The following is a 14,486-nucleotide window of genomic DNA, read 5'->3' as shown; positions in this document are numbered from 1 at the left end:
CCTCATTAACCACATAAATTAAACGGATTTAATATGGCTAAAGGATACTTTCTTCATATTGGGGATAAAACCACGTGCGGGGGAGAAATTTGCACGGGCAGCGCGACATTACATTTTCAGGGTATGGGTGCTGCACGAGCAGGAGATATTGTTACCTGCGGTAAATTTCCTGGCAAATTTGAAATTGTGGGAGGGTTACCAAAGAGACGTAATGGCGGGCAACTATTAGCCGGAACATTACACAGTGTAAGTTCCTGCCCTTGCCGGGCAACATTTATTCCCTCGATTGAAAATGGTTACGAAAAGCGGGCGGTTATTCTTCAGGACACAGACGCATTATTTGGGGAGAGTACAGTTAGTGATGACGAGCCTGAACAATATGCCCAATCAGCCAGACGTCATAAACAATCACAGAATTCAGAACAACCCGCCAGCGAAGATAACGTTGCTCCACAATCCCCAACACCCGGTAAAAAGAAACGAGAAATTACCCTGACAATTGGCGTGTTCTTTGATGGCACGGGGAATAACTCAATTAACGTGCAGAATATGTTGAAGGCTTGTTCCGGCGAACATTTCAACCTGAACAGTGCGGATGCGCAGTCTATTCTGGCTAAAAGTGCCGAAAGAAATATGGGCGTTTCCGGTATCGGTTTGGGTAGCTATATTGGGTATTACACGAATATTCACTGGTTGAATACTTTGTATAAGACAGATATTCCTGTTGAAACCGGATTGGCACAACAAGCTGTTTATATTGAAGGTATTGGGACTGATGCTGGAAAAGCTGACAGCATGGTGGGTAAAGGACTCGGTATCTCCGATACAGGAGTGATTGCCAGGACTGATAAGGCGGTCTCTTTTCTCGGAAAAGAGATACAGCAAGCTTTACTGGAGATAAAGCAAAATTTAAATGACACTTTGTTAATTATTAAATCCCTTCAGTTCGATATTTTCGGCTTCAGCCGTGGGGCGGCGGCGGCCCGCCATTTCGCGAATCGCATACAATCTGAAGACAATGCGGTGATTGAGGCCATCCGTCAGGGAATGGGGGAAATAGAATATCGAGGCGCACCGTCAGGAAAAATTCGCTTTATTGGTATCTTCGATACCGTTGCGGCTATCGGCACGCCAGCAAACGGCCTCAACCCCCATAGCGCAGATACCGGGGATGTTAATATCATTTTGCGTCCGGGTATTGCGGAAAAAGTCTTCCACATCACCGCACAAAATGAGTGCCGCTTTAATTTCGCCCTTAATAGCGTTCAGCCTGCATGGCCAGAACTGGCGCTGCCCGGCGCTCATTCCGATATTGGTGGGGGGTATCTGCCTCTGGAGCAGGAAAACCTCTATTTGACACGTCCGAAGGTCGAAACCGTCCCGTTCAATCAACCCGGCCAGGAAACTCGGGTTTATCGCCAGGCAATGGCGCAACAGGCACAACTTGCAAATACATCGGCTATTGCTCCAGTCGTGCGCACCAATAAAGTTACTGGCGAAACCTGGTACGACGACAGAATGCCACAGGATCGCTATGGTAACTTTCAGAAGCGCAGTTTTGCAGCCCTGGTTATGCGCAAGCGCATAGTGAAGAATGACTGGTCGAGGGTTGTGCTGCGGGTGATGCTGGATGCTGCGCAGGAGGCAGGGGTATTGTTTGATCCTATTGATCCAAAAAATCCAGATCTAAAACTCCCACCAGAACTTCTCCCCTATTGCAGCCAAGCACTCTTCATCGGAAAACGCGCTCGTACAGGGAAAACCATGTCCGGTTTTACCACCGATGAAATAGACCTGATAGCGAAAGACTACATTCACTGTTCGGCAAACTGGAATGCGGTCGAGGTGGATGAGAAAGGCCAAATAAGCGGTGGAACTTCAGGTGCGGAAATTATTTTCACCGATCGTCCCGATGAAGAAGGGCGACGTACGGTATACAACATGGACGGTAAAAAAGTATGAACATTAAAAAAATATTAGCTCTGTCGTTACTGTTGGCACTGGCGGGGTGTCAGGCAGAAAAAACATCGCAAGACTGTTGTTCATCCCTTGCAGCGAAGGGGGACTGGACGCTGCCTTATGGGGAGTGGGAGTTTGCATTTTTCACACCGAAGCTCCTACCCGCGTTAGTTACCCATGCTCGCATTATTGATACAGCCGGTTACCTGTACACTTTCAATACCCTGGACAGTACTCAGGATAACCCGTACAGCGTTGGAAAGTGGAGTGAAACCGTCAGAAGAAGCTCTATACACTTCAACAAAGCTAAGCAGCCGCCGCAATATATGATTTTCTGCTGGGATTCGATCATCGATAAAAAAAGCTATGAAACGAGTCTGTTTTTCCCGGAGTCGGTGTGGAGAAAAATGAGGGTTTCCACAGGTAAAGATATGTTCGGCAATATAGCGTGGTATGACACGATGCTGTTTGGTCTGGCACCTGAAGGTAAGGTCAGAGTGTGGTTGCAGAACAGTGCCGGAGGTGAAAATTACCCGGTTCCCGTGGAGAAGTTAAAAACGGTGTCCGGCGATCGGATGACCGTCTGCAAGGGAATGAGTAAGCATCCTGAAGGCTATGAATATTACGGGGAAACACCTGACTTCATTAAAGGAAAAACCTACCCATACGGCGCCTGGTGAGTGGAAAAGAGTAACTTCGTAGATTAGCTTTATACTCGGATCCACGCGGACTAAACTTTCTTTGGGGACGTATTGTTGCTTATATCGGGCGTCGTTCACACTAGCCCGACTTACGAAAGAATTGTTAACTCAACATGAAACAATGCGCGCTAATACTTATCCGCCACACACTTCACACTGCCCATTACGCGGCAGCTTCATCTCGCGAAACTGGCAGGTCATGGCATCATACATCACGATTTTTCCGGCGGCGGGCGTGCCGTAATGCGCCAGTAACTTAATCGCCTCCATCGCCTGTAGCGACCCAATCACGCCAACCAACGGGGCCATTACGCCTGCTTCTACACACGTCAGCGCATTTTCACCAAACAAGCGGCTCAGGCAGCGATAACACGGCTCGCCATCCTGATAAGTAAAGACGCTGATTTGCCCTTCCATACGAATTGCCGCGCCGCTGACCAGTGGTTTTTTCAGCGTGAAACAGCACTGATTGAGCTGATTGCGAACGGTCACATTATCGGTACAGTCCATTACCAGATCGTGGCGGGCAATCAGCTCCAGGAGTTGCGCTTCGTCTAACAGCGCATTGATCGTTTCCAACTGAATATGAGGATTGATCGCCGCAAGCGCATCGCGAGCAGAATCGACTTTTGGCTGACCAATAGTGGTGTCACGATGCAGCGTCTGGCGCTGCAAATTAGAGAGCGCCACGGTGTCAAAATCTAACAAGGTGAGATGGCCTACACCCGCTGCCGCCAGATACGGCGCGGCTGCACACCCGAGGCCGCCGAGCCCAACAATCAAAACGCGTGCGGCTTTTAACGCTTCCTGGCCGTCAAAATCAAAACCGCGCAGAATAATCTGGCGGTTGTAGCGCAGCATCTCCCGATCGTTAAGTTCAGCACCCATCGTTAGCCTCCAAACAGATGATTGAACGGTTCGACTTCAACCCAGTCGCCCGCTTCAACGTTGCCGCGCTCGCGCTCAAGCACAATAAAACAGTTCGCCTGGCTAAATGAGCTAAAGATATGTGAACCCTGGTGGCCAGTGCTTAACACTTCCAGTTGCCCGTCTTCCGCGGTGCGCATAATTCCACGCTGGAAATCCAGGCGACCCGGAGATTTTTTCAGCCGACCAATGGTACGCGCACGCAGGCGAGGCGGAAGGGCGCTGCTGTGCTGGCCGCTCAGTTTGGCTAACAGCGGCTGAACCAGTTGATAGAAGGTCAGTGCCGCAGAAACCGGGTTACCCGGCAGGCCGCAGAACCAGCTATTTTTCAGGCGGCCAAAGGCAAACGGTTTGCCCGGTTTGATTGCCAGCTTCCAGAAACCGACTTCGCCTAACTCTTCGAGCAGTTGTTTGGTGTAATCCGCTTCGCCCACGGAGACGCCACCGCTGCTGATGACTACATCGGCCTTGCTGTCAGCCTCGATAAACGCGGCGCGCAGCGCTTCCGGGTCATCACGGATAATCCCTAAATCGATAACGTCGCAGCCCAGTTGTTCGAGCATGACATGTACCGCAAGGCGGTTGGTGTCATAGATTTGGCCTTCGCCCAGCGGCGTGCCAGGAAGTTGCAGTTCATCGCCGGTTGAGAACACGGCGGCACGCACTTTGCGCAAAACCGCGACATCAGCGATACCCAGAGAAGCAATCAGCGGCAGTTCGGCAGCGCTCAGTTTCTTGCCTGCAGGCAATACGCTTGCCCCCTGGCGGATATCTTCCCCACGCAGACGGACGTTTTGCCCATTTTTCACTTCCGCGTTAAAACGCACGCCGCTTTCGGTGACGGTCGCTTCTTCTTGCATCACTACCGCGTTAGTTTCTGGCGGCACCGGTGCGCCCGTCATAATGCGAATGCAGGTGCCTTCTGGCCATTCCCCGGCAAAAGGCTGCCCGGCAAAGGCTTTTCCCGCCACCGGCAAGGCTGTGCCCAATGCGATGTCTTTCAGGCGAACCGCGTAACCATCCATCGCTGAATTATCAAACCCCGGCACATCTATCGGAGAAGTGACAGGGTGAGACGTAATGCGTCCGGCAGCCTGTAACAAAGGAATAGATTCAGATTCGGTGACAGAAACAATGCGTGAAAGCATCTGTTCCATTGCGGTTTCAAGGGGGATAAGCCCGGCGTTAAATTCCATGAAAGCTCCAGCGGCGCGGGAAAAATATGTCGCACATTATGGCAGAGAAACGGCGTCGGCTGAATGTCCCATTATGGGTAATGCGTCACCCCATTTTCCTTTACATCACATTTACATCTTTCTATATTCAAAAATCGTATTAGTTAACAGTAACGATTCTGATATTTATAGAGAAAATAAAATCGGACAAACGTGACAGGGTGTGTCGACATGAATAAAGCAGTTATCGCTATCCACGGTGGCGCAGGCGCTATCACTCGCGCGCAACTTAGCCCTGAAAAAGAGCGGCTCTATATCAAGGCGCTATCGGGAATCGTTGAGGCAGGCCAGGCGTTGCTGGCAGACGGGGGCAGTGCGCTCGATGCTGTCACCGAAGCGGTGCGTCTTCTTGAAGAGTGCCCGCTGTTTAACGCCGGAATTGGCGCGGTCTTTACTCATGATGGCACGCACGAACTTGATGCCTGTGTCATGGACGGCAATACGCTTGAGGCCGGTGCCGTGGCAGGCGTGAGCCATATCCGCAATCCGATTCTTGCCGCTCGCCATGTCCTGGAATCCAGCCCCCATGTGCTGTTAATTGGGCAGGGTGCGGAAAACTTCGCCGCACAGCACGGGCTTGAGCCGGTAACACCGGAGATCTTTTTCACTCAGGCGCGTTGGGATCAGCTAGAGCGCGCCCGAGAAAATCAACAAACCGTCCTGGATCATGACGGGGCTGAACCCATCGACCCGGATACGAAATTTGGCACCGTCGGCGCCGTGGCACTCGACCAATATGGCAACCTCGCGGCGGCCACCTCCACGGGCGGCATGACCAACAAACTGGCGGGCCGCGTGGGGGATTCCCCGATTATTGGGGCGGGTTGTTATGCCAATAATGCCAACGTCGCGGTTTCCTGTACGGGAACCGGTGAAGTCTTTATGAAAACCCTCGCAGCCTACGATATCGCAGCCTTAATGGAGTACGCAGGGCTTAGCCTGCACCAGGCAACAGAACGTGTGGTGATGGAAAAACTTCCGGCGCTGCAAGGCAGCGGTGGGGTGATTGCTATCGATAATCAGGGCAATGTGGCGTTGCCTTTTAATAGCGAAGGGATGTACCGCGGCTACGGTTATGTCGGGGATGCCCCAAGCGTTGGAATTTATCACAGCCAGGAGCATTGATGCCCCACAGTCACGCATTGCCCGAGGACGAAGTGCTGTCGGTGAGCCGACTCAGCGTTCGTTTTCGCCAGGAGAAAGTCGATACCCAGGCGGTGTTGGATGTGTCGTTTACGCTAAAACGCGGCGAAACGCTGGCGATTGTCGGGGAGTCGGGGTCGGGGAAATCGGTCACCTCGCTGGCATTAATGCGTCTGCTGGAAACGTCTGCGAGCCGGGTCGAGAGCGATAAAATCCTGCTGCGCCGCCGCAACGGGCAGGTGATTGAACCGGCAACGCTGAGTTCGTCGCAAATGCGCCGTGTACGCGGGGCGGATATTGCGATGATCTTCCAGGAGCCGATGACCTCGCTCAATCCGGTGTTTCCTATTGGCGAGCAAATCGCTGAATCTATCCGTTTGCATCAGGGATTAGGCAAGCAGGCGGCTATGGACGAAGCAAAGCGTATGCTTGAACGGGTGCGCATTCCGGAAGCAAAAGCCATCTTAGGGCGCTATCCGCATCAGCTTTCGGGCGGTATGCGCCAACGGGTAATGATTGCGATGGCGCTCTCGTGCCGCCCGGCGGTTTTAATTGCCGATGAACCCACAACCGCGCTGGACGTCACCATTCAGGCGCAAATCCTTCAGCTTATCCGCGTCTTGCAAGATGAGATGCAAATGGGCGTGATTTTTATCACCCATGATATGGGCGTGGTGGCGGATATTGCCGACCGCGTGTTAGTTATGTATCGCGGCGAAGCGGTTGAGACGGGAACCGTAGAGCAGATTTTTAACGCCCCCGTTCACTCCTATACCAAAACATTGCTGGCGGCGGTGCCGCGCCTTGGCGCGATGAACGGTCGTGATTTGCCGTGTAAATTTCCTCTGATGAATCCTGACTATCCAAACCTGGCAGAGCCTGAAACCGAGCAAGACACTATCGCGCCGGGTTCTGCGCCTGTGCTGCAGGTTCATGACTTAGTGACGCGGTTTGATATTCGCAGCGGGATTTTTAATCGCGTCACCAGCCGCGTGCATGCGGTTGAAAAAATCAGTTTTGATTTGTGGCCTGGCGAAACGCTGGGGCTGGTGGGCGAGTCGGGTAGCGGAAAATCCACCACCGGGCGTGCGCTGCTGCGCCTGGTAGAAACGCAGGGCGGCAGTATTTATTTCAACGGCCAGCGCATCGACACGCTCTCCAATGCGGATATGCAGCATGTGCGCAAAGACATTCAATTTATTTTCCAGGACCCGTATGCCTCTCTCGACCCGCGTCTGACCGTTGGCTATTCGATTATGGAGCCGCTGCTGGTGCACAACGTGATGCCCAAAGAGCAGGCGCAACAGCGCGTAGCCTGGTTGCTAGAGCGCGTGGGGCTGCTGCCCGAGCATGCCTGGCGCTATCCCCATGAGTTTTCTGGCGGGCAACGCCAGCGTATTTGCATCGCCCGCGCCCTGGCGCTCAACCCTAAAGTGGTGATTGCCGATGAGTCTGTCTCGGCGTTAGACGTTTCGATTCGCGCGCAAATCATCAATTTGCTTCTCGATCTGCAGCGCGAGTTTGGCATCGCATTTTTGTTTATTTCCCACGATATGGCGGTGGTCGAACGCATTTGTCACCGCGTTGCGGTGATGTACCTCGGGCAAATCGTTGAAATTGGCCCGCGTCGCGCGGTGTTTGAAAATCCGCAGCATCCGTATACCCGCAAATTAATGGCGGCGGTACCGGTGGCCGACCCATCCCATCGTCGCCCTAAACCCGTTTTGCTTTCTGATGAAATCCCCAGTACCACGCACAAACTGGGGCATGAACCGCACGTTGCAACGCTTGTGAATGTCGGGCCAGGGCACTTTGTTGCCCGGCCACAATAATAATCAGGAGAACACAATGACAGCATTAAAAAGTAAAAAGTGGCTGATGGCTGCGGGTCTTGCGGCCAGCGTCATTAGCGTCCCGGCATTTGCGGCTAAAGATGTGGTTGTCGCGGTGGCATCTAATTTCACTACGCTTGACCCGTATGACGCTAACGACACGCTTTCCCAGGCGGTGGCAAAGTCGTTTTATCAGGGGCTGTTTGGCCTTGATAAAGAGATGAAACTGCAAAATGTTCTGGCAGAAAGCTATACCGTTTCAGACGACGGGCTGGTTTACACCATCAAATTGCACCCCGGCGTTAAATTCCAGGACGGCACCGATTTCAACGCCGACGCGGTAAAAGTGAACCTCGATCGCGCCAGCAATCCGGATAATCATCTCAAGCGCTACAACCTCTACAAGGCGATTGCTAAAACCGAAGCGGTGGATGCCAACACGGTAAAAATTACCCTGAAACAGCCGTTCTCCGCGTTTATCAATATCCTTGCCCACCCGGCAACGGCGATGATTTCCCCGGCGGCGCTGAAAAAATATGGCAAAGAGATTGGTTTCCATCCGGTGGGTACCGGCCCGTATCAATTGGAAACCTGGAACCAGACCGACTTTGTGAAAGTGAAGAAATTCGACGGTTACTGGAAACAGGGCTTGCCGAAACTGGACACCATCACCTGGCGTCCAGTGGTTGATAACAATACGCGTGCCGCCATGCTGCAAACGGGCGAAGCTCAGTTTGCGTTCCCCATTCCTTACGAGCAGGCGGGTGTGCTTGAGAAAAACGACAAGCTGGAGCTGGTGGCGTCACCCTCCATTATGCAGCGTTACCTCAGCATGAACGTTACGCAAAAGCCGTTTGATAACCCAAAAGTGCGGGAAGCCATTAACTACGCGATTAACCGCCAGGCGCTGGTGAAAGTGGCCTTTGCGGGTTACGCAACACCTGCGGAAGGGGTTGTGCCGCCGTCTATCGACTTCGCGCAAAAATATAAACCGTGGCCGTACGATCCGGCAAAAGCGCGCGAACTGTTAAAAGAAGCGGGCTTCCCGAACGGTTTTGAAACCACATTGTGGTCGTCGCATAACCACAGTACCGCGCAGAAAGTGTTGCAGTTCACCCAGCAGCAACTGGCGCAGGTCGGGATTAAAGTGAAAGTGACGGCGATGGATGCCGGGCAGCGTGCCGCAGAAGTGGAAGCCAAAGGCCAAAAAGAGAGCGGTGTGAGAATGTTCTACACCGGCTGGTCGGCATCGACCGGTGAAGCAGATTGGGCGCTGTCGCCGCTGTTTGCTTCATCTAACTGGCCGCCAACGCTGTTTAACACCGCGTTCTACAGCAATCCACAGGTGGATAAAGACCTGGTCGAAGCGCTGAAAACCACGAATCGTGATGAGAAAGCGAAACTCTACAAAGACGCCCAGGACACCATCTGGAAGGAATCTCCGTGGGTGCCGTTAGTGGTGGAAAAACTGGTTTCCGCGCACAGCAAAAACCTCAGCGGTTTCTATGTGATGCCGGATACCGGGTTTAGTTTTGATGATGCAGATTTGAAATAGCAGCAGGTCTTTGGTTGTAGGGTGGATAAGCGCACGCGCTATCCACCGGGAATATGGCGGGTGGCGCGTGCGTTTACCCGCCCTACGTTAACGGAGTGAATTTGTTTAATTACTTCCTCAAACGCCTGCTGGGCCTGATCCCCACGCTGCTGATTGTGGCAGTGTTGGTGTTCCTGTTCGTGCATATGCTGCCCGGCGACCCGGCACGGTTGATTGCCGGGCCGGAAGCTGATTCCACCGTTATCAACATGGTGCGCCAGCAACTGGGCCTGGATTTACCGCTGTGGCAGCAGTTTTTGCATTTCATCACCAATATCGTGCAGGGCGATTTTGGCACCTCGATGGTTTCGCGTCGGCCGGTTTCTGAAGAGATCGCCAGCCGGTTTATGCCTACGCTGTGGTTGACGCTCACCAGCATGATTTGGGCGGTGATCTTTGGCCTGTTCACCGGGATTATTTCCGCCGTGTGGCGCAACCGCTGGCCGGACAGACTCAGCATGACGATTGCCGTCTCCGGCATCTCTTTCCCGGCGTTCGCGCTGGGGATGTTGCTAATGCAGGTTTTCTCTGTGGAACTAGGCTGGCTACCGACCGTAGGTGCGGACACCTGGCAGCACTATGTTTTACCGTCGATTACTCTGGGGGCTGCCGTAGCGGCGGTGATGGCGCGGTTTACGCGCGCCTCGTTCGTTGACGTGCTGCAAGAAGATTACATGCGTACCGCGCGAGCTAAAGGGGTGAGCGAAACGCTGATCGTGATCAAGCACGGGCTGCGCAATGCGATGATCCCGGTGGTCACCATGATGGGGTTACAGTTCGGCTTTTTGCTCGGGGGCTCAATTGTCGTCGAGAAAGTCTTTAACTGGCCGGGGCTTGGGCGTCTGCTGGTGGATTCAGTTGAAATGCGTGACTACCCGGTGATTCAGGCGGAAGTGTTGCTGTTCTCGCTGGAATTTATTGTTATCAACTTAGTGGTGGATTTGCTTTACGCCGCCATTAACCCGGCTATCAGGTACAAGTAAGGATGCGACTTTTTAACTGGCGACGCCAGGCGGTACTGAACGCGATGCCGATTGTTCGGCCAGACCAGGTGCGCACCCCGTGGCATGAATTTCTGCGCCGTTTACGCAAACAACCGGTGGCGATGACCGCCGGGGCGTTTGTTCTGTTTCTGATAGCCATCGCGCTGATTGCGCCGTGGATTTCACCGTTTGATGCGGAAAACTATTTTGATTACGACCGCCTCAACGATGGCCCGTCGATGCTGCACTGGTTTGGTGTTGATTCCCTGGGGCGCGATATTTTCAGCCGCGTGCTGGTCGGGGCGCAAATCTCGCTGGCGGCTGGGGTGTTTTCGGTATTCATTGGCGCGATGATCGGCACGTTCTTTGGCCTGCTGGCGGGTTACTACGAAGGCTGGTGGGACCGCGTGATTATGCGCATTTGCGATGTGTTATTCGCCTTCCCGGGGATTTTGCTGGCGATTGCCGTGGTGGCGGTGATGGGCAGCGGCATGTCGAACGTGATTATCGCCGTCGCTATATTCAGCATTCCGGCTTTTGCCCGCCTGGTGCGCGGCAATACGTTGGTGCTGAAACACCAGACTTTTATCGAATCGGCCCGCAGTATCGGTGCCTCGGACGCGACCATTATCTTCCGCCATATCCTGCCGGGCACGGTTTCGTCGATTGTGGTCTATTTCACCATGCGAATTGGCACGTCGATAATCTCAGCGGCAAGCCTGTCATTTTTGGGATTGGGAGCGCAGCCTCCGACGCCGGAGTGGGGCGCGATGCTTAACGAAGCGCGAGCCGATATGGTGATTGCGCCGCATGTGGCTATCTTCCCAAGTCTGGCGATTTTCCTGACGGTACTGGCGTTTAATTTGCTGGGGGATGGATTGCGGGATGCGTTGGATCCGAAGATAAAGGGGTAATGCGGAGAAAAAAAGCGGATGGCGCTTGCGCTTATCCGCCCTACACTTGCTTTCTGGTAGGTCGGATAAGCGCAAGCGCCATCCGACATTCAGTTTAGTAGGGCGGGTAAGCGTTAGCGCCACCCGCCGCAAAGCCTGTTAAACCACCGTACCCCACAGGTCATACTCGTCCGCGTTTTCTACTTTCACGCGCACCACATCACCCGCTTTCAGTTTGGTTTCGCCGTTCAAATACACCGCGCCGTCGATTTCTGGTGCATCAGCCATGCTGCGGCCAATCGCGCCTTCTTCGTCAACTTCATCGACGATAACCAGAATTTCGCGGCCCACTTTTTCTTGCAGACGTTCAGCAGAAATCTGCTGTTGTAACTGCATGAAACGGTTCCAGCGCTCTTCTTTCACTTCTTCCGGCACTGGGTCTGCCAGTTCGTTGGCGGTTGCGCCTTCAACCGGGCTGAATTTAAAGCAGCCGACGCGATCCAGACGCGCTTCTTTCAGGAAGTCGAGCAGCATCTGGAAGTCTTCTTCGGTTTCGCCAGGGAAGCCAACGATGAAGGTGGAACGCAACGTCAGATCCGGGCAGATCTCACGCCATTGCTTGATGCGCTGCAACTGGCGGTCAACGCTGCCTGGGCGCTTCATCAACTTCAGAATGCGCGGGCTGGCGTGCTGCAATGGAATATCCAGGTACGGCAGGATTTTGCCTTCGGCCATCAAAGGAATCACATCATCAACGTGCGGGTACGGGTAAACGTAATGCAGACGCGTCCACACGCCGAGTTTAGACAACTGCTCGCACAGGCTGACCATGCTGGTTTTTACCGGCTCGCCGTTGAAGAAACCGGTGCGGTGTTTAACATCAACGCCGTAAGCGGAGGTATCCTGCGAGATAACCAGCAGCTCTTTTACGCCCGCATCCACCAGACGTTTCGCTTCAGACAGCACATCGCCAATCGGGCGGCTGTCGAGATCGCCACGCATTGAAGGGATGATGCAGAAGGTGCAGCGGTGGTTACAGCCTTCGGAAATTTTCAGGTAGGCGTAGTGACGTGGAGTCAGCTTCACGCCTTGCTCAGGTACCAGGCTCAGGAACGGATTATGTTTTGGTTTCGGCACATAGTGGTGAACGTGCTGCAAAACTTGCTCATAGCTATGCGGGCCGGTGATTTCCAGAACTTTAGGGTGCACTTCGCGGATTTGATCTTCTTTGGCCCCTAAGCAGCCGGTCACAATCACTTTGCCATTTTCGTTCAGCGCTTCGCCGATCGCTTCGAGCGACTCTTGTACGGCGCTGTCGATAAAGCCACAGGTGTTAACGATAACCATATCGGCATCATCATAGCTAGGCACTACATCGTAACCTTCGGTGCGCAGCTCAGTCAGGATCCGTTCAGAATCAACGAGGTTTTTTGGGCAGCCGAGGGAGACAAAGCCAATACGGGGTTGTTGCATACAGGTCACGCTCACAAAGTAAACAGAAAATAAAAACCGGGCGATTCTACACGGGTTTTGATTGAGGCTCTACTTGTTGTTTATTCCGACGCGGCAGAAGAAATTTCAGAATCATTGAAGTGCCTTAGCTTTTGCTTACCGGGTAAGCAGGCTCTATTATCGTTCCCGCTTTGTTTAATCCTACCTCCCGTTCAAAGAGAGACTGCACTATGCGCAAGATTTTAGCCCTTTCCGGGATGCTGACGGGTGTCCTGTTGGTGTCAGCCTGTAATGTTATTCCTACGCCACTGAACACACCACCTGCGACGGCGCAAAAGTTTGTCTGCGGGGCCAGCGACAAGCTCGCGATCGATGGCGATTATGCCTGGTTAAACGGCAACCGTTACTCCTACCAGAATATGACCGGCGGGCAGGCATTTTACCGCTACCACAGCAGCAATTTCGGGCTCAAGAAAGTGGGCGAAAACCGCACGTTGCTGATGGGGTTGGATGCGAAGCCTTGCAAAGCGGTGCAATAAAACATGAAATCGCCCCGGCGCCTCACTCGCCTGAGTACCTTGCTGCTCGGTTTTATGCTGGCGGGATGTGGAACGCTGTCGAACGTTGCGCCTGAAGCCGAAGTGCCACAAAAGGCGCAACGCGTGTGCGGTGACCCGGCAAGTCGTCATATTGATCAATGGCTGCCGGGCATGGTTGAACAGCAGTCGCCCGCGATGGTAGTTGGGGTTATTGACGCTAAAAACAAACGTCACTACTGGCAGTTTGGTGTGACCGATGCCGAACATAATTATCCGGTGAACGAACATACTCTGTTTGCCGTGGGGTCGCTCAGTAAAGGCATGACCGCAGAAGCAACGGCGGTGCTAGTGGCGCAAGGGCGTTTGCATTGGTCAGATACCCTCGAAACCTTGCTGCCGCCGTCGGTGGCGTTGAGCGAGGATGCGAAAAAAATCACCTTGCTCCAGTTGGTGACGCACACTTCTGGTTTACCCCGGCAGAATATGGATTTGCCGATGCTGACCGCGTTTGTGCGCTATCTGGGTAACGGTGAGAATTTCTACGCTCATCTCGACAGCGACAATGTGGTTGCCGACCTGGCTGATTTTTCGAAACCCGCAAGCGATGAGCCGCGCTATTCGAATCTGGGTTATGCGGTGCTGGATTATATTCTGCGTTATCAAACCGGGCTGCGTGCGGATCACCTGGTTGAGTCGTTAATCTTTGCTCCCCTGGGTATGCCCAACAGCAGTTTTACCCCGCAAAAGTTGAAAAGCTATCCGCTGCGCGCCATCGGCCATGCGGGTAGCCAGCCCAAATTTATCCCGCGTGGTCAAGTGGTGCCTGACTGGCAGTTCACCGGCAATATGATCGGTGCGGGAGGGTTGTACACCGACGCTGCCGATCTGCTGACTTTTGCCGCCGCGCATTTGGGGGGTAGCGGCGATGCTGCGCTGGATAAAGCGATTCACGATACGATGCAAATCTATTATCCCCGCGAGAAAGAAGCGGCCAATATTGCCTGGGTGACGGACACCTACGGCGAGCAGTCCATCACTTATCAGGTGGGGTATATTGGCGGTTACTCCAGCTACATTGGTATTGACCGGAAGAATCATTTCGCCGTCGTGGTGCTGCAAAACAGCTTCACCTGGCAAAATAATCTTGGGCACAGTGTGTTACGTCAAATGCTTGAAGAGCAGCGACATTACGCCACTTGCCATCTCGCCACCGCTGCGTAAACTCTTG

12 protein-coding genes are annotated in these 14,486 nt (G+C 53.4%); 9 read left to right on the top strand and 3 right to left on the bottom strand.

What is annotated here, in order from left to right; all coding sequences use genetic code 11:
- Positions 1–33 precede the first annotated feature (33 nt).
- Together AB1E22_RS02650 and AB1E22_RS02645 are read left to right on the top strand one after the other, a co-directional pair.
- On the top strand, positions 34–1,962 hold the full coding sequence (locus AB1E22_RS02650) for a PAAR domain-containing protein (RefSeq protein ID WP_367593965.1): 1,929 nt from the start codon (positions 34–36) through the stop codon (positions 1,960–1,962).
- Positions 1,959–2,639: a DUF2931 family protein gene (locus tag AB1E22_RS02645; RefSeq protein WP_367593964.1), complete on the top strand. Its 681-nt coding sequence runs from the start codon at positions 1,959–1,961 to the stop codon at positions 2,637–2,639. Before AB1E22_RS02650 ends, AB1E22_RS02645 begins: the two co-directional genes overlap by 4 nt.
- Before the next feature lie 156 nt (positions 2,640–2,795).
- Here the strand turns inward: AB1E22_RS02645 and moeB are convergent, their stop codons facing one another.
- Together moeB and moeA are read right to left on the bottom strand one after the other, a co-directional pair.
- Entirely contained in the window at positions 2,796–3,548 is a 753-nt protein-coding gene (gene moeB / locus AB1E22_RS02640; protein ID WP_367593963.1) for a molybdopterin-synthase adenylyltransferase MoeB, read from the bottom strand.
- Between the two features lie 2 nt (positions 3,549–3,550).
- The gene (gene moeA / locus AB1E22_RS02635; protein ID WP_367593962.1) at positions 3,551–4,783 is read right to left on the bottom strand and encodes a molybdopterin molybdotransferase MoeA; all 1,233 of its coding nucleotides are present in this window, start codon (positions 4,781–4,783) and stop codon (positions 3,551–3,553) included.
- Between the two features lie 210 nt (positions 4,784–4,993).
- Here moeA and AB1E22_RS02630 point away from each other — a divergent pair, with 210 nt between their 5' ends.
- The 5 genes from AB1E22_RS02630 to gsiD all read left to right on the top strand — a co-directional run bounded on the left by AB1E22_RS02630 (position 4,994) and on the right by gsiD (position 11,288).
- Entirely contained in the window at positions 4,994–5,947 is a 954-nt protein-coding gene (locus AB1E22_RS02630; RefSeq protein WP_367593961.1) for an isoaspartyl peptidase/L-asparaginase, read from the top strand.
- A complete protein-coding gene (gsiA, locus tag AB1E22_RS02625) occupies positions 5,947–7,797 on the top strand; it encodes a glutathione ABC transporter ATP-binding protein GsiA (protein WP_367593960.1) in 1,851 nt (616 codons plus the stop codon). Before AB1E22_RS02630 ends, gsiA begins: the two co-directional genes overlap by 1 nt.
- A gap of 16 nt (positions 7,798–7,813) precedes the next feature.
- Complete coding sequence (gene gsiB, locus AB1E22_RS02620; RefSeq protein ID WP_367593959.1) at positions 7,814–9,352, top strand: glutathione ABC transporter substrate-binding protein GsiB; 1,539 nt, start codon at positions 7,814–7,816, stop codon at positions 9,350–9,352.
- Positions 9,353–9,453: 101 nt separating this feature from the next.
- Positions 9,454–10,374 (top strand): glutathione ABC transporter permease GsiC, encoded by a 921-nt coding sequence (gene gsiC / locus AB1E22_RS02615; protein ID WP_367593958.1) that lies wholly within the window; start codon positions 9,454–9,456, stop codon positions 10,372–10,374.
- Positions 10,375–10,376: 2 nt separating this feature from the next.
- Positions 10,377–11,288 carry a glutathione ABC transporter permease GsiD gene (gene gsiD / locus AB1E22_RS02610; protein ID WP_367593957.1) on the top strand — a complete coding sequence of 304 codons (912 nt, stop codon included), beginning with the start codon at positions 10,377–10,379 and terminating at the stop codon, positions 11,286–11,288.
- A gap of 138 nt (positions 11,289–11,426) precedes the next feature.
- Here the strand turns inward: gsiD and rimO are convergent, their stop codons facing one another.
- The gene (gene rimO, locus AB1E22_RS02605) at positions 11,427–12,740 is read right to left on the bottom strand and encodes a 30S ribosomal protein S12 methylthiotransferase RimO (protein ID WP_367593956.1); all 1,314 of its coding nucleotides are present in this window, start codon (positions 12,738–12,740) and stop codon (positions 11,427–11,429) included.
- Between the two features lie 209 nt (positions 12,741–12,949).
- On the opposite strand from rimO, the gene AB1E22_RS02600 reads away from it, so the two are divergent.
- Entirely contained in the window at positions 12,950–13,258 is a 309-nt protein-coding gene (locus AB1E22_RS02600; RefSeq protein WP_367593955.1) for a hypothetical protein, read from the top strand.
- A 3-nt stretch (positions 13,259–13,261) separates the two neighbouring features.
- Positions 13,262–14,479, top strand: coding sequence for a serine hydrolase domain-containing protein (locus AB1E22_RS02595; RefSeq protein WP_367593954.1), 1,218 nt, complete (start codon positions 13,262–13,264; stop codon positions 14,477–14,479).
- Positions 14,480–14,486: the final 7 nt, after the last annotated feature.

Source organism: Buttiauxella gaviniae (assembly GCF_040786275.1).
GTDB lineage: Bacteria > Pseudomonadota > Gammaproteobacteria > Enterobacterales > Enterobacteriaceae > Buttiauxella > Buttiauxella gaviniae_A.
This window is presented reverse-complemented; position numbering and strand designations above follow the sequence as displayed.